Genomic DNA, 14,849 nt, shown 5'->3' on the forward strand with positions numbered 1-14,849 from the left:
CGCCCCGCCCCGGAAGCCGCTGGGAGCCCCGGGCCGCCCCCGCCCCGTCAGCTGTGGCCCATGATGGGGCGCGGGCGGTAGGGGGCCTCCAGGCGGGCCACCTCCTTCTCGTCGAGCGTCAGCCCGACCGCCGCGACCGCGTCCTCCAGATGGCGGGTCTTCGTGGCCCCGACGATCGGCGCGGTGACCGCGGGCCTGCTGAGCAGCCATGCCAGCGCGACCTGCGCCGGGGACACCCCGCGCTCCTGGGCGATCGCGCGGGTGGCGTCCACGATGGAGAAGTCCGCGTCCGCGTACCACCTCTCCACCAGCGGATCGTTGCCCGCCCGGACCGTCTGCCCGGTGCGGTCCCGGCCGCGGGTGCCCGCCAGCAGCCCGCGCGCCAGCGGGCTCCACGGGATGACGCCCACGCCCTGGTCCTGGCAGAGCGGGTTCATCTCCCGCTCCTCCTCGCGGTAGAGCAGGTTGTAGTGGTTCTGCATCGAGACGAACCGGGTCCAGCCGTGCGCCTCGGCGATGTGCTGGGCCTTGGCGAACTGCCAGGCGTACATGGAGGACGCGCCGATGTACCGGGCCTTTCCGGCCTTCACCACATCGTGCAGCGCCTCCATCGTCTCCTCGAGCGGTGTCTCCTGGTCGAAGCGGTGGATCTGGTAGAGATCCACATGGTCGGTGCCCAGCCGCCGCAGCGAGGCGTCGATGCCCGCCATGATGTGCTTGCGGGAAAGCCCGCGGTCGTTGGGGCCCTCGCCCATCGGGTTGTAGACCTTCGTGGCCAGGACGTAGTCGTCGCGGCTGGGGAAGAGCTCCCGCAGCAGCTCACCGGTGATCTCCTCGCTGCGGCCCACCGAGTACATGTCGGCGGTGTCGAAGAAGGTCACCCCCTCCTCGGCCGCGCGTCGCACGATCGGCCGCGCGTCGTCGATGTCCAGCTGCCAGGGCCGGTGCTCGGGGTTGCCGTAGCTCATCATGCCCAGGCAGATCCGCGACACCTTGACGCCCGACGCGCCCAGCCGTACGTACTCCATGCGTCTGCTCCTCCTGCTCGTCCGCCCGTTCGGCCGACCCGTCACAGCAGACCACCCCGGCCGCCGGATGTCAGCCCGGTGTGACGAAGCCGCTTTCGTACGCGGCGATCACCGCCTGGGTGCGGTCCCGCACCCCCAGTTTGGTGAGCACCGCCCCCACATGCGTCTTGACGGTGGCCGGGCCCACCGCCATCCGGGCCGCGATCTCGGAGTTGGACAGCCCGTCGGTCATCAGCCGCAGCACCACGGCCTCCCGCTCGGAGAGCCGCTCGCGCAGCGCCCGCGCCGTCGCCTCGCGGTCCGGGCCGCGGGCGGCGACGTGCTCGGCGGCCAGTGCCCGCACCGCGGCCGGGAACAGCAGCGAATCGCTGCGCGCCACCACCCGCACCGCCTGCACCAGCTCCGCCGCGCGGGCCCGCTTGAGCAGGAAGCCGCTGGCCCCGGCACGCAACGCGTCGTACACATAGCTGTCGTTCTCGAACGTCGTGACCACGATGACGCGCGGCGGGTCCGGCACGGTGCCCAGGATCCGCTCGGTGGCGCGGATGCCGTCCACATCGGGCATCCGGACGTCCATCAGCACCACGTCCGGGCGCAGTTCACGGACCACCGGCACGGCCTCGGCGCCGCTTCCGGCCTCGCCCACGACCTCCAGGTCCGGCTCGCTGGAGAGGATCGCGCGCAGCGCGGTGCGCACCATTCGCTCGTCGTCGACGAGCACGATGCGCAAGGGGGACGGCGGGGTCGGGGTGCTCACCGGGACGCCTCCACCGGGAGCCGGACCGTGAGCCGCCAGACGCCGTCCACGGTGTCCCAGGCGCAGGTGCCGCGGAGCAGGGTGACCCGCTCGGTGATGCCGCGCAGCCCGCGGCCACCGCCGGCGGTCCGTGCCCGGGGGGTTCCGTCCACCGGGTTCTCCATCGTGATCTCCACTTTCTTCCGGTCCTCGGCGATCCGGAGCCGCACGGGCACCCGGCCGGCGTGGCGCAGCGCGTTGCTGAGCCCTTCCTGGACGATGCGGTACGCCTCACGGGAGACCACGGGCGGCAGCCGGTCCAGCGTGCCGGGGGCCGTCAGCTCGACGGCGACGCCCGCGGCCCGGGTGCGGGCGAGCAGCCCGTCCAGGGCCATCAGGGTGGGGGAGGGGGCGGTGGCCGGGGCGGCCTCCCCTTCCCGTAACAGGCCCAGCACGCTGTCGAGTTCACCGACCGCGTCCCGGGTGGTCTCCTCGATGGCCGCCAGCGCCTCCCGGGCGAAGTCCGGATCGGAGTCGAGGACCTTACGGGCCGCGCTCGCCTGGAGGGTCACCGCGCTCAGCGCATGGCCGACCGAGTCGTGCAGCTCACGGGCGAGCTGGTTGCGGGAGGCGAGCCGGGCGGCCCGCCGCTCGGCGGCGGCGAGCCGCTCGGCGGGAGCCGGTCCGAGCAGCGCGGGCGCACAGCGGGCCAGCAGCGCCCCGGCGGCCGCGGCGATCCCCATGAGCATGGCCAGCAGCGCCACCCCGGCCAGGGGCGCCAGCGCGGTGGGGGTCGAGCCGAACGCGTCCGGCCAGCCCAGCCCATCGGCGTACGAATCGTCGGTGAACGGCAGCGCGACCAGCAGCGCCGAGGCGGGCAGCAGGGACAGGAAGAGCCCGCTGACCAGCCCGCCGATGGCCAGGTGCAGCCCGTACCAGAGCGCGGTGCGGGCGCGCGCGTCCCACGAACCCGCGGGCCCGACCGCGAGCTCCGCGGACTCCGGCAGCCCGCACAGCGAACGCGCGGCGGTGGCCTCCAAGGGGCGTACCAGCGGCAGCAGCGCGGTCGGCGCGGCCAGCGGCAGGGCCGAGGCGAAGGTGCCCAGCTGCGAGCCCAGGGAGGTGAAGGGATCGACACCATGGGACAGCATCGCGAAGACCACGGTGGTCAGCAGGTAGTACGGCATCAGCAGGGCGCCGCCGAGCACCAGATGGACCCAGCGCAGCTGGACCCGGCGGCCGACCACCGCTCGGACCGCCCGCCGCCACCACGCCCCGGTCACCGGGGCAATCCGACGGTCATCCGCACAGCGTAGGTCAGATTCGCGCGTGCCGGGCTGGGTCTGGGCCATGGCCACCAGCCTCCCGGCGCGGCGGACGCGGCGCGTCACCCCGTCCGACGATCCCCCTCCGCCGTGCGGCGGAGTGGACCCTCCTCCCGTGGGTCAGAGGCGGCGCGTCGCGAGGGTGAGCCGGTCCCGGGCGTCGAACAGGGCGTCCTTGATCATCTGCTCATGGGTGGGGGTGAGCCGGGCCACCGGTACCGAGCAGCTGATGGCGTCCCGCGAGGGGGTCCGGTACGGGATGGCGATGCCGAAGCAGCGCAGGCCCAGGGTGTTCTCCTCGCGGTCCACCGCGTACCCCTGCTCCCGGATGAGGTGCAGCTCCTCGATCAGCTTCTCGCGGTCGGTGAGGGTGTGCTCGGTGAGCTGGCTCAGCGTCTCCGGCAGCAGCTTGCGCACCTGCTCGTCGGAGTACGTGGCCAGCAGCGCCTTGCCCAGCGAGGTGGAGTGGGCGGGCAGCCGGCGGCCGACGCGGGTGAAGGGGCGCAGATAGTGCTGCGACTGCCGGGTGGCGAGATAGACGACATTGGTGCCGTCGAGCCGGGCGAGGTGGATGGTCTCGGTGGTGTCGTCCGAGAGCCGGTCCAGGGTGGGGCGGGCGGCGGCCACGACCTCGTCGCCGTCGATGTAGGAGGTGCCGACGAGGAGGGCGCGCACCCCGATCCCGTAGCGGGTGCCGGTGGCGTCCGTCTCCACCCAGCCGAGCTCCACCAGGGTGCGCAGCAGCATGTAGAGACTCGACTTGGGGTAGCCCACGGCCTCCTGGACCGCGGCGAGGCTGTGCATCCCGGGCCGCCCGGCGAAGAACTCCAGCAGTTCGACCGTGCGGACTGCCGATTTGACCTGCGCCCCGCCTGTCTCGGCAGCTGACATCGCCTTGACCCCTCTGTTCGACCAGCCATAGAGTCCCGAGGGGAAATTCATCACCCGGGACAGCGTTCAGCATATCGAACACCGTCGATGTGTGTGACGCAAGCAGCGGTAACACCACAGCAGGAGGAATCCGCGGTGTCAGCACCAGTGTGGAGCGTCGACCCCCGAACCGGAAAGCAGCGCGAGCAGGTAGCGGTCGAAGCCACGGCGGAGGAGGTCGACCGCGTGGTGCGGGCGGCCCACGCCGCCCGCGGCTACCTGGCCGACCGTGCGGTGCGCGCCGCCCTGCTGCGCACCGCCGCCGATCTGCTCGACGAGGCCCGTGACCAGCTGGTCGAGGCCGCCGACGCGGAGACCGCCCTCGGCCCCGCCCGGCTCACCGGCGAACTCGCCCGCACCACCTACCAGCTGCGGTCGTTCGCGACCATCGTGGACGAGGGCGCCTTCCTCGACGTCCGCATCGACCACGCCGACGCCACCCAGACCCCGCCCTGGCCCGATCTGCGCCGCTACAAGCTGCCGCTCGGCGTCGTCGCCGTCTACGCCGCGAGCAACTTCCCGCTCGCCTTCTCCGTGCCCGGCGGGGACACCGCGAGCGCCCTCGCCGCGGGCTGCCCGGTGATCGTCAAGGCCCACCCCGACCACCCCGCCACCTCCGAGGTGGCCGCCTCCGCGCTGCGCCGCGCCGCCGAGCGGGTCGGGGTGCCCGCCGATGTGATCGCGGTGGTGCACGGCTTCGACGCGGGGCTGGAGCTGGTCAAGCATCCGCTGATCGCCGCCGCCGGGTTCACCGGCTCGGTCCGCGGCGGCCGCGCCCTGCACGACGCGGCGGCCTCCCGGCCGGTGCCGATCCCCTTCCACGGCGAACTGGGCAGCCTCAACCCGGTCGTGGTCACCGAGGCAGCGGCGAGCGAGCGCGGCGACCAGATCGGCGCGGGGCTCGCGGGCTCCATGACGCTGGGCGTCGGCCAGTTCTGCACCAAGCCCGGCTTTGTGCTGGCCCCCGCCGGCCCGGCGGGCGACGGCCTGCTGAAGTCCCTCACCGACGCGGTCAGCAATACCGACGCAGGAGTCCTGCTCGACCACCGGATGCGGGACAACTTCGTCGCCGGGATCAAGGAGCGCGTCGAACTGGCGGACGTGGAGGCCCCGGTCACTCCGGGATCCGGCGGTGAGCACACGGTCAGCGCGGGCTTCCTGACCGTCCCGGCGCGGCGGCTCGCCGAGGGCGGCCCGCACGATGTGCTGCTGGAGGAGTGCTTCGGCCCGGTGACCGTCGTGGCGCGCTACGAGAGCGACGACGAGATCAGCGCGGTGCTCGGGCGGCTCCCGGGCAACCTCACCGCCACCGTCCACCTCTCCGCCGCCGAGGGCGAGGGCACCGAGGGCCGGGCCGGTGAGCTGATCGCCGAGCTCACCCCGCTGGCCGGCCGGGTCCTGGTCAACGGCTGGCCGACCGGTGTCGCGGTCGCCCCGGCCCAGCACCACGGCGGCCCCTACCCGGCCACCACCTCCACCTCCACCTCGGTCGGCGGCACCGCCGTCGAGCGCTGGCTGCGGCCGGTCGCGTACCAGGACACCCCGGCCGCCCTGCTGCCGCCGGAGCTGCGCGACGAGAACCCGATGGAGCTGCCGCGGCGGATCAACGGCGTCCGGGAGCAGCGCGGCTGACCCCCGGAACGATGGCTCGGCCGCCGGACCCGCGGATCTGACCCGCGCGTCCGGCGGCCGATTCACGTCGGCTTTCACCCGGGCGCTGCCCAAGCCATTGGAATCGCCGCTGGTCAGCGGGTATGTATAAGGATCGCTTGAAGGCATCCGACACGGAAACGCGATGGACGCCGGGGTGCGCCCGTCCCATAGTGGATGGACATGGAGAGCCTGGCGGGCGCCGAATTCGCGCCACACACGACGTATCTCACCACCGCGTCCAGCGGTCTGATCCCCGCACGCTCCGTAGCCGCCGTGAAGGCGGTCCTCGACGGCTCGGCCGCCGGACAGCCCATCGTCGACGTGTCCTTCGAGGCGGTCGAGGCGAGCCGCGCCGCCTACGCCCGGCTCGTCGGCGTACCGGCCCGGCGCGTCGCGGCCGGCAGCTCGGTCGCCGTGTACGCGGGGATGATCGCGACCTCGCTGCCGCCCGGGGCCGAAGTCCTGGTGGCCGACGGCGACTTCAGCTCCCTCGTCAACCCCTTCGCCGTGCGCGGCGACCTCAAGCTGCGCATCGTGCCGCTGGAGGAGATCGCGGAGGCGGTGCGGCCCGGTACGGCGCTGGTGGCGGTGAGCGCGGTCCAGTCGGCGGACGGGCGGATCGCCGACCTCGCCGCCATCCGGGAGGCCGCCCGGGTCCACGGGGCCCGCACGCTGGTGGACATCAGCCAGGCGGCGGGCTGGTTCCCGGTGAACGCCGCCGAGGCCGACTACACGGTCTGTGTGGCCTACAAGTGGCTGATGTGCCCGCGCGGGGCGGCCTTCCTGACCGTGCCCGAGGACCTCGGCGAACTCACCCCCGTCTTCGCCGGCTGGGTCGCGGGCGAGAAGCCCTGGGACAGCTGCTACGGCCCGGTGCGGGAACTCGCCCACTCCGCACGGCGCTTCGACGAGAGCCCGAGCGTGTACGCGTACGTCGCGGCCCGGCACTCGCTCGCGCTGATCGAGGAGTTGGGCACCGAGGCCATCGCCGCGCATGACCGCGCGCTCGCCGACCGCTTCCGGGACGGGGTCGCCGCGCTCGGGCACCGGCCCGTGGCCGCCCCCGGCTCGGCCATCGTCTCCGTGCCGGGCCTGGGCGACGCCGCGTCCCGGCTGGCGGAGGCGGAGGTGCATGTCTCGGCGCGGGCCGGCAACCTCCGCGCCTCCTTCCACCTGTACAACACCGTGGCCGACGTGGACCGGCTGCTGGAGAAGCTGTCCGGCTGAGCAGGTCCCGGAACCGGGGATGCGCGGCACAAAAATCTGAGGGAAGCCGGGGTACTCCGGCTTCCCTCAGATCACGGACGTCACCTCATCGCACGGCGGTCGTCACCGTACGGGCGTGAAGTCCCTCGCGCCGATGAACTCCGGCCGGCGGACCGGTGCGGCGAACGGCTCGACCGCTGTGTTCTCCACGCTGTTGAACACGATGAACACATTGCTGCGGGAGTACGGCGTGATGTTGTCGCCGGACCCGTGCATGCAGTTGCAGTCGAACCACGTCGCCGACCCGGCCAGGCCGGTGAACAGCTTGATGCCGTGCTTGTCGGCGAAGCCGGTGAGGGCCTCGTTCGACGGGATGCCGGCGTCCTGCATCTGCAGCGACCGCTTGTAGTTGTCCTTCGGCGTGGCTCCTTCACAGCCGAGGAAGGTGCGGTGCGAGCCCGGCATGATCATCAGGCCGCCGTTGGTGTCGAAGTTCTCGGTCAGGGCGATCGAGACCGACACGGTCCGCATGTTCGGCAGCCCGTCCTCGGCATGCCAGGTCTCGAAGTCCGAGTGCCAGTAGAAGCCCGAGGCCCCGAAGCCCGGCTTGACGTTGATCCGGCTCTGGTGGACGTAGACGTCCGAGCCCAGGATCTGCCGCGCGCGACCCACCACTCGCGGGTCGCGCACCAGGTTCGCGAAGACCTCGCTGATCCGATGCACCTCGAACACCGACCGTACATCCCTGGACTTCGGCTCGATGATCGAGCGTTCGTCGGCGCGCACGTCCGGGTCGGTGACCAGCCGGTCCAGTTCGGCGCGGTACACCGCGACCTCATCCGGAGTGATCAGCTGGTCGATCGCCAGGAAGCCGTCGCGATCGAAATCGCTCAGCTCGGACGGTTGCAGCGGCCCCGGGGCCCCGGGCTCGGACCACACCACCGGGTCCACGCGTGGTGTGGCCACCTCCACGGCACCACGGGTCGGGTACAAGTCAGTGACCGTGGTCATCGGTTCATGCCTCCTCGGTCTCGGTGATCAGCGGGTATACGCCGTTCTCATCATGGTCCTCCCGTCCGGTGATCGGCGGGTTGAAGACACAGACGCACCGGAAGTCCGTCTTGGGGCGCATTGTGTGCTTCTCATGCCCGTTCAGCAAGTACATGGTGCCGGGCGTGATCCAGTGCTTCTCACCGGTCTCGTCGTTGGTGAGCTCGGCCTCACCCTCGACGCACAGCACCGCCTCGATGTGGTTGGCGTACCACATCGACGTCTCGGTGCCCGCGTAGAGGATGGTCTCGTGGAGCGAGAAGCCGACGCCCTCCCGGGCGAGCACGATGCGCTTGCTCTCCCAGGTGCCGGACTTGGACTTGATGTGCCTCTCGGTGTCCTCGATGTCCTTGAAGGATCGGACGATCACGGTGAGATCTTGCCTTTCTCTTCTCTGCGGTGCGGGAGGGTTATGCGGTCTCGCGAACCGCGCGGGCGAGGGTCCGCAGCCCCTCGTCCAGGTCTTCGGGGGAGATCGTCAGTGCGGGCAGCAGCTTGACGACCTCGCTCTCGGGGCCGGAGGTCTCGACCAGCAGGCCGAGTTCGAAGGCGCGCTTGCAGACCGCCGAGGCGCGCGGCTTGTCCTCGAACTCGATGCCCCACACCAGGCCACGGCCGCGGAAGTGGGCGCCGGACTGCTCCTCGCAGATGGCGCGCAGGGCCCGCTCGACCTGCTCGCCGCGGGCGAGGGTCTGCTTCTCCATCTGGCCGTCCGCCCAGTAGGTGTCCAGGGTGGCGGCGGCGGTGACGAACGCGGGGTTGTTGCCGCGGAACGTGCCGTTGTGCTCGCCGGGCTCCCAGATGTCCAGCTCGGGCTTGAAGAGGGTGAGCGACATCGGCATGCCGTAGCCGCTGATGGACTTGGAGACGGTCACGATGTCCGGGGTGATGCCCGCCTCCTCGAAGGAGAAGAAGGCGCCGGTACGGCCGCAGCCCATCTGGATGTCGTCGACGATCAGCAGCATGTCCTGGCGCTCGCACAGCTCGGCCAGGGCGCGCAGCCACTCGGGCCGGGCCACGTTGATGCCGCCCTCGCCCTGCACGGTCTCGACGATCACGGCGGCGGGCTTGTTGAGCCCGGAGCCCTGGTCCTCCAGCAGTCGCTCGAACCACAGGAAGTCCTCGACCGTGCCGTCGAAGTAGTTGTCGAACGGCATCGGGGTGCCGTGGACCAGCGGGATGCCCGCACCGGCGCGCTTGAAGGCGTTGCCGGTCACGGCCAGCGAGCCCAGCGACATGCCGTGGAAGGCGTTGGTGAAGGAGACGATCGACTCGCGGCCCTTGACCTTACGGGCCAGTTTGAGCGCGGCCTCGACGGCGTTGGTGCCGGTCGGGCCCGGGAACATGACCTTGTAGGGCAGGTCGCGCGGCCGCAGGATGTTGTTCTGGAACGACTCGAGGAACGCGCGCTTGGCCGTGGTGGACATGTCCAGGCCGTGGGTGACGCCGTCACGCTCGATGTAGTCGATCAGAGCGCGTTTCAGCACCGGGTTGTTGTGGCCGTAGTTGAGCGATCCGGCCCCGGCGAAGAAGTCGAGGTAGGTGTGGCCGTCCTCGTCGTACATGTGGCTGCCCTGCGCGCGGTCGAAGACAGCAGGCCAACCGCGGCAGTAGCTGCGCACCTCCGACTCCAGGGCCTCGAAGACGCTCAGGGCGGGCGGGGTGATGGTCACAGCGGTCTCCTGGGAGAAGGGTGTGAGGGGGGTGAGGAGGGGGTGAGGGATCGGGGGATCGATCGGTGGATCGATCGAGGTCTGGGTCAGGTCCGGTCAGCGCGGGGCCCGAGCGGGCCGAGCGGACCGATGCGGTAGAGCACCTCGGGCTCGTGCGCACCGTCGGGGAACAGACCGCCGTGGAAGAGCACCTCACGCTCGAGCGGGGCTTCGTGCCGTTCCGCGAACGAGGTGAACAGCCGCTTCGAGGCGGTGTTGTCCGGGGTGATCGTCGTCTCGATGCCGCGGACGCCCGTCGCGGCGACCCGCTCGACCAGCCCGTCCAGCAGGGTGGCGGCCAGTCCGCGGCCACGCCAGGCGTGGTCGACGGCGACCTGCCAGACGACCAGGGTCTCGGGGCGCTCGGGGCGGACGTAGCCGGTGATGAAGCCGACCGGTCCACCGTCGGCGTCGCGCGCCACTACGGATGTGGCGGCGAAGTCGCGGCACCACAGGAGGTAGCTGTAGGAGGAGTTGAGGTCCAGGGTTTTGGAGTCGCGGGCGATTCGCCAGATCGCGGCTCCGTCCTCGACGTGTGGGGTGTCGAGAGACAGGCCCTCCGGCAAATCCAATTCGCTACGGACTAGGTCTGCTTGTGCGGCGGTCATGCAAATTCAATTTACCCAGCAGAATCAGAAAATGCATCGTGGTGGGGGGTTACGCGGAAGGGGGCCGATGTGTTATCACGCGGCCGCGCGCGCACGCGCGGCCGCTCGCCGAAAGGCGGTGGTTTGTGGGGGAGTTACTGGGGCATAGCGGACCGTATGTGGGGTCTGTCACATGTGCGTAACTGGCCGGTGACCCGCTTGAATTTCGATGGCAGGATCTCGTGAAAAAATTTTGTGTTTAGGAATCACAAAAGCGGGAAGACGCATGTTGAAGCAGTAGCGGAAAAACGCGGGGAATTTCTGGCCAAGTTGCCATGAATTCAATCTCCCACGGTGAACTGAGGGAAGTCGCCCCGCACCGCGAAGGCCCCGGAGGCGCCGTTGCCCGAGGCCACGTACGCATCCCGGCCGGTGCCCCGGTCGCCCTCGGCGTGGTTGTACTGCCCCGCGAAGACATACCGGCCCGCGGGCACGGTCGCCCCCTTCCGGAGCGTCCAGCGGTAGACCAGCACACCGTCCTCGACATGGGTGGCGGTGGTCACATCGCCGGTCGGCAGCGAGCTCCAGGACCCGGTGGACCGCACACCCCCGGTGTCCGCCACCCGCAGCTCCACCGTCAGCGAGGTCAGCGGCCTGCCGATGGTGAGCGTGATGTCGCTCTGCGCCCAGTACGGATTGGAATGGGTGTTGATGGCGCCCTTGGACCGCACGGTCGGCTCGGCGAGGTGGTTTGGACCGGCCGCGGTGGGATAGGCGCTCGGCGTGTGCCGCTCAGCATCGCTCTGCGACCCGGCGTCCGGCTCGTCCCCGGGCCGCCGGTCCGTGTCCGCACTCGCGCTGCCCGCGCCCGCGCCCGCCGGAGGCGCGGCCGGCTCGCTCGAGGTGCGCACCGTCTGCGGCCGCTCGGCACCGTCCGTGGCCACCACCGCGATCCCCGTCACGGCGACCGCCGCGGCCAGCCCGGCGACCGGGCTCACCACCCGGGTCCAGCGCGGGCTCGTCCGCGGGACGCGGCGCCGCCCGTCGGCCGCCATGCCCGCCGTGACCCGGGCCAGCATCCGGATCCGGTCCGGCTCATGGGAGGCGGCGGCCGTACGCAGCTCGGCGACGACATCGCGGCCCTCGGGGTGGTCGCGGCTCTCGGGGCGCTCGCGATGCTCGATCATCAGCTGCCCCCTCCTGCGTGCCCGGCGTGGCCCATATGGCCCGAGTGGCGCGCTGGACCTGTGTGGCCGGTGTGGCTCGTGTGGCCTGTGTGGCCCGTGTTTCCCGCGCGGAGCGTTCGAACCGTCCGTCCTGTCCGTTCGGCCTCGGTCGCGGACAGTTCCTCCTCGTCCCCGCCGTCCGGAGGGCCGAGCAGCCGCTCCAGCTCGGCGATGCCCCGTGAGGTCTGGCTCTTGACCGTGCCCACCGAAATGCCCAGCGTACGGGCCGTCTCCCGCTCGGAGAGGTCGAAGGCGTGGCGCAGCACCACACACGCGCGCTTGCGGAACGGAAGCCGGACCAGCGCGGCCTGCACATCCACCACGGCGGACACATCCGGGTCGTCCACGCGGTCGGGGCGCTGCGAGGAGAAGAGCGCCACGCGGCGCCGCTCGCGCACCAGACTGCGGATCCGGGACCGGGCCAGATTGGCGACCACACCACGGGCGTACGCGGCCGGGTGGTCGGCGGCCCGTACCCGGTCCCACTGGTGCCAGACCGCCACCAGCGCGTCGGCCGCCAGGTCGTCCGCCCCGTCGGAGCTGCCGAGCAGCAGGTGGGCGAGGCGGGCCAGTTCGGCGTGGTGCCGCTCGAAGAAGTCCCGGAACTCGGCTTGTGGATCGGCCGGTAAGGCGTCGGCGGGCAGCACGCCGGCCGGTGAGGCGTCAGTGGATAAGGCGTCGGCCTGCGGGGCTTCGGCCGGTAAGCGGTCGGGGCCCTCCGGTGCGTCGGGCGGCTGCGGGGCCATGTGCCCCGGGGACCCCGGGTCCCGTGGCGTGTCCGTCATGCGCGCCGCGTCCATCGGTACGGCTCGCGCGGTGCCCGAGGCGGCCGCGTCATCGGCGGGAGCGCTCACGAGGACCTCCTCACTGCCGCTCGTCCGGTGGGTTGCGTGAGCGTAGCAGCGCTCTGCGTGTTGTTCGAGTGGCGCCGTTCCCGCTGATGGGAATTGGCCGGTCAGCGCCCTGCCCCGGTCTCGTACAGTGCGTTGCATGAGGGATAGCGCGGTGCTCCACATCAAGGGCCGGGTCCTGGTCGGACCGGACACCGGCGACGCTGCCGGGGACGTACGGGACGAGCTGTGGGTGGTCGACGGCAGGATCACCTTCGAGCGGCCGTCCGGTGCCAGGGACATCCGGCTGGTCGAGGGCTGGGCGCTGCCCGGCCTCGTCGACGCCCACTGCCATGTCGGACTCGACGCCCATGGGGCGGTGGACGACTCGACGAGCGAGAAACAGGCGTTGACCGACCGGGACGCCGGGGCGCTGCTGCTGCGGGACGCCGGATCGCCGACCGACACCCGCTGGATCGACGACCGTGAGGACCTGCCCCGCATCATCCGGGCCGGCCGCCATATCGCCCGTACCAAGCGCTACATCCGCAACTACGCGCATGAGATCGAGCCCGAGGACCTGGTCGCCTATGTGGCCGCGGAGGCGCGGCGCGGCGACGGCTGGGTCAAGCTGGTCGGCGACTGGATCGACCGGGAGACCGGCGACCTGGGGTCCTGCTGGCCGCGCGGCGCGGTCGAGGAGGCCATCGCGGAGGCGCACCGGCTGGGCGCGCGGGTCACGGCGCACTGTTTCGCCGAGGAGAGCCTGGCCCCGCTGGTCGAGGCGGGGATCGACTGTATCGAGCACGCCACCGGGCTCACCGAGGAGACCATCCCGCTGTTCGCCGAGCGGGGCGTGGCGATCGTGCCGACCCTGGTCAACATCGCCACCTTTCCCCGGCTGGCGCTGGGCGGCGAGGCGAGGTTCCCGCGCTGGGCCGACCATATGCGGCGGCTGCACGCACGCCGCTACGAGACGGTGCGGGCGGCCTACGACGCGGGCATCCCGATCTACACCGGCACGGACGCGGGCGGTGGCCTGGCCCATGGACTGGTCGGGCAGGAGGTCGCCGAGCTGGTGAAGGCGGGCATCCCGGTCCGCGACGCGCTCTCGGCGGCGACCTGGGGAGCGCGGGAATGGCTCGGGCGGCCGGGACTCACCGAGGGCGCCTCCGCCGATCTCGTCGTCTACGACGCGGACCCGCGCGCCGATGTGCGGGTGCTGACGACGCCGCGGCGGGTGGTGCTGCGGGGGCGGGTCGTCGGCTGACGCGGCGCCGGGGGCTGATACGGGCGGGGCGACGGGTGGGGGACGAGTGGGGGACAGGTGGGGCGAGGGGTGCCGGAAGGGAACGTGGTTCGAACTGGGCGGCGAACCACACCCTTTGGGATGAACGGACATCATGTGTCTGCCTGTTTACCCTCGGTGCGCAAATATGGCGTGGTCGAGGCCGTCGGCGCCCGTGGAGTCCCCCGCGGCAGGCGCCGGCGGCTCCATGTCTCCTGTGGGGGTCAACTCACGTGTCCTGTTCAAGTAACACCTACTTCGGCATGCCCACCCGCCGTCTGGCGGCCGCCACTGCCGCTGCCGCGGTCTCCGTCCTGGGCCTGCTGCCCGCGACGACCGCGCAGGCCGACACCGGTGCGACCACCGGTAAGGCGGGTGCGGTCGTGCTCCGCACCGATCTCGATGTCTCCCTGCTCAACAAGACCGTCAGCGCTCCGCTCTCGGTCGTGCTGAACGATGTGCACGCGCCCGCGACCGCCAGTAAGACGGCGCTCAGCGCGACCCTGGACGGCGTGGACGGGGGCCGGCCGTTCAATGTCCTGCGGGCCGATGTGGCCACCGCCCGGGCCACCGCGGACAAGCAGCGCGCCGAGGGGTACTCCAACCTCGTCAACGCCCAGGTGCGTGTCCCGGGCCTGGCCGCGGTGCCGCTGATCACGGTCGAGCAGGTGACCTCGAAGGCGGTGTGCGCCGTCGGGAAGCGGCCGACCGCCCACTCCAACCTGCTCGGCAGCGTCAGCGTGCTGGGTCAGAAGGTCACCCTGCGCACGAGCGGCACCACCACGGTCGATGTGCCGTCGCTCGGCCAGGTCCGGCTCGACCTGTCGCGGACGGCCACCACCTCACGCACGGCGGCGGCCACGGCCCTCAACCTGAAGGTCTCCGTGAACCCGCTCAAGCTGAACGTCTCGGAGGTCGAGGGGCAGGTCACCCTCGCACGGGCGACCTGTGAGTCGCCCGTGGCCGCGGCGGTCGAGCCCAGCCCGAGCGTGGGCTCCCAGACCAAGCCGGAGCCCAAGCCGGAGCACTTGGCCGAGACCGGCGGCAGCTCGGCCACGCCGTACCTGGTGGCCGGTGGCGCCCTCCTGCTCGCCGTGGGCGGTGGCGCCGTCGTTCTGGCCCGCCGCCGCCGAGCCGCCGCCACTCGCGGCGACGCCGCCTGACGCCGGTTCGTCGGGCCCGCCACCCGCGCCACCCGGCGCGGGTGCCGGTGCCGGGGCGGGTGCCGGTGGCGGGGCGGTTGCGCGCATGGGTGTGCGCGGGCGCGGGGCCCGTTCA

The 14,849-nt window shown here is 71.7% G+C and carries 13 protein-coding genes and 1 pseudogene; 4 read left to right on the forward strand and 10 right to left on the reverse strand.

The features are described from left to right. Positions 1 to 47: 47 nt before the first annotated feature. The 4 genes from ACMTAK_RS37255 to ACMTAK_RS37270 all read right to left on the reverse strand — a co-directional run bounded on the left by ACMTAK_RS37255 (position 48) and on the right by ACMTAK_RS37270 (position 3,980). Positions 48 to 1,028 carry an aldo/keto reductase gene (locus ACMTAK_RS37255; RefSeq protein ID WP_413810231.1) on the reverse strand — a complete coding sequence of 327 codons (981 nt, stop codon included), beginning with the start codon at positions 1,026 to 1,028 and terminating at the stop codon, positions 48 to 50. Positions 1,029 to 1,098: 70 nt separating this feature from the next. Further along, positions 1,099 to 1,785 carry a response regulator transcription factor gene (locus ACMTAK_RS37260; RefSeq protein ID WP_413810232.1) on the reverse strand — a complete coding sequence of 229 codons (687 nt, stop codon included), beginning with the start codon at positions 1,783 to 1,785 and terminating at the stop codon, positions 1,099 to 1,101. Next, positions 1,782 to 3,047, reverse strand: coding sequence for a sensor histidine kinase (locus ACMTAK_RS37265; RefSeq protein ID WP_413810233.1), 1,266 nt, complete (start codon positions 3,045 to 3,047; stop codon positions 1,782 to 1,784). The genes ACMTAK_RS37260 and ACMTAK_RS37265 overlap by 4 nt, the downstream gene beginning before the upstream one ends. A gap of 162 nt (positions 3,048 to 3,209) precedes the next feature. Continuing rightward, positions 3,210 to 3,980, reverse strand: a complete 771-nt coding sequence (locus tag ACMTAK_RS37270; RefSeq protein WP_413810234.1) for an IclR family transcriptional regulator — start codon at positions 3,978 to 3,980, stop codon at positions 3,210 to 3,212. 87 nt (positions 3,981 to 4,067) lie between these two features. Between ACMTAK_RS37270 and ACMTAK_RS37275 the strand changes: the two genes are divergently transcribed. Beyond that, complete coding sequence (locus tag ACMTAK_RS37275; protein WP_413810235.1) at positions 4,068 to 5,651, forward strand: aldehyde dehydrogenase (NADP(+)); 1,584 nt, start codon at positions 4,068 to 4,070, stop codon at positions 5,649 to 5,651. Positions 5,652 to 5,852: 201 nt separating this feature from the next. Then, entirely contained in the window at positions 5,853 to 6,899 is a 1,047-nt protein-coding gene (locus tag ACMTAK_RS37280; protein ID WP_413810236.1) for an aminotransferase class V-fold PLP-dependent enzyme, read from the forward strand. A gap of 102 nt (positions 6,900 to 7,001) precedes the next feature. On the opposite strand, the gene thpD is transcribed toward ACMTAK_RS37280, so the two are convergent. From thpD to ACMTAK_RS37310, 6 genes and pseudogenes are all read right to left on the reverse strand, one after another. After that, a complete protein-coding gene (gene thpD / locus ACMTAK_RS37285; protein WP_086884875.1) occupies positions 7,002 to 7,889 on the reverse strand; it encodes an ectoine hydroxylase in 888 nt (295 codons plus the stop codon). Between the two features lie 4 nt (positions 7,890 to 7,893). Beyond that, positions 7,894 to 8,298: an ectoine synthase gene (locus ACMTAK_RS37290; RefSeq protein WP_020872270.1), complete on the reverse strand. Its 405-nt coding sequence runs from the start codon at positions 8,296 to 8,298 to the stop codon at positions 7,894 to 7,896. Between the two features lie 40 nt (positions 8,299 to 8,338). Beyond that, on the reverse strand, positions 8,339 to 9,601 hold the full coding sequence (gene ectB / locus ACMTAK_RS37295; protein ID WP_413810237.1) for a diaminobutyrate--2-oxoglutarate transaminase: 1,263 nt from the start codon (positions 9,599 to 9,601) through the stop codon (positions 8,339 to 8,341). A gap of 86 nt (positions 9,602 to 9,687) precedes the next feature. Beyond that, positions 9,688 to 10,248: a diaminobutyrate acetyltransferase gene (ectA, locus tag ACMTAK_RS37300; RefSeq protein WP_413810238.1), complete on the reverse strand. Its 561-nt coding sequence runs from the start codon at positions 10,246 to 10,248 to the stop codon at positions 9,688 to 9,690. A 320-nt stretch (positions 10,249 to 10,568) separates the two neighbouring features. Then, a complete protein-coding gene (locus ACMTAK_RS37305; RefSeq protein ID WP_413810239.1) occupies positions 10,569 to 11,414 on the reverse strand; it encodes a hypothetical protein in 846 nt (281 codons plus the stop codon). A gap of 181 nt (positions 11,415 to 11,595) precedes the next feature. After that, positions 11,596 to 12,199 (reverse strand): annotated as a pseudogene (locus ACMTAK_RS37310) (SigE family RNA polymerase sigma factor); the annotation flags it as partial. Between the two features lie 244 nt (positions 12,200 to 12,443). Here ACMTAK_RS37310 and ACMTAK_RS37315 point away from each other — a divergent pair. Together ACMTAK_RS37315 and ACMTAK_RS37320 are read left to right on the forward strand one after the other, a co-directional pair. Further along, the gene (locus ACMTAK_RS37315) at positions 12,444 to 13,553 is read left to right on the forward strand and encodes an amidohydrolase family protein (protein ID WP_413810240.1); all 1,110 of its coding nucleotides are present in this window, start codon (positions 12,444 to 12,446) and stop codon (positions 13,551 to 13,553) included. Between the two features lie 281 nt (positions 13,554 to 13,834). Then, on the forward strand, positions 13,835 to 14,734 hold the full coding sequence (locus ACMTAK_RS37320; RefSeq protein ID WP_413810241.1) for an SCO1860 family LAETG-anchored protein: 900 nt from the start codon (positions 13,835 to 13,837) through the stop codon (positions 14,732 to 14,734). Positions 14,735 to 14,849: the final 115 nt, after the last annotated feature.

Origin of the sequence: Streptomyces lacaronensis, assembly GCF_047337785.1 — a bacterium.
In the GTDB taxonomy this organism is placed as follows: Bacteria; Actinomycetota; Actinomycetes; order Streptomycetales; family Streptomycetaceae; genus Streptomyces; species Streptomyces lycopersici.

Bases quoted from the DNA above. Each gene is read 5' to 3' on its own strand.
- ACMTAK_RS37255 (WP_413810231.1), bottom strand. From the start codon at position 1,028: ATGGAGTACGTACGGCTGGGCGCGTCGGGCGTCAAGGTGTCGCGGATC.
- ACMTAK_RS37270 (WP_413810234.1), bottom strand. From the start codon at position 3,980: ATGTCAGCTGCCGAGACAGGCGGGGCGCAGGTCAAATCGGCAGTCCGC.
- ACMTAK_RS37275 (WP_413810235.1), top strand. From the start codon at position 4,068: ATGTGTGTGACGCAAGCAGCGGTAACACCACAGCAGGAGGAATCCGCG.
- ACMTAK_RS37280 (WP_413810236.1), top strand. From the start codon at position 5,853: ATGGAGAGCCTGGCGGGCGCCGAATTCGCGCCACACACGACGTATCTC.
- thpD (WP_086884875.1), bottom strand. From the start codon at position 7,889: ATGACCACGGTCACTGACTTGTACCCGACCCGTGGTGCCGTGGAGGTG.
- ectA (WP_413810238.1), bottom strand. From the start codon at position 10,248: ATGACCGCCGCACAAGCAGACCTAGTCCGTAGCGAATTGGATTTGCCG.
- ACMTAK_RS37305 (WP_413810239.1), bottom strand. From the start codon at position 11,414: ATGATCGAGCATCGCGAGCGCCCCGAGAGCCGCGACCACCCCGAGGGC.
- ACMTAK_RS37315 (WP_413810240.1), top strand. From the start codon at position 12,444: ATGAGGGATAGCGCGGTGCTCCACATCAAGGGCCGGGTCCTGGTCGGA.
- ACMTAK_RS37320 (WP_413810241.1), top strand. From the start codon at position 13,835: ATGCCCACCCGCCGTCTGGCGGCCGCCACTGCCGCTGCCGCGGTCTCC.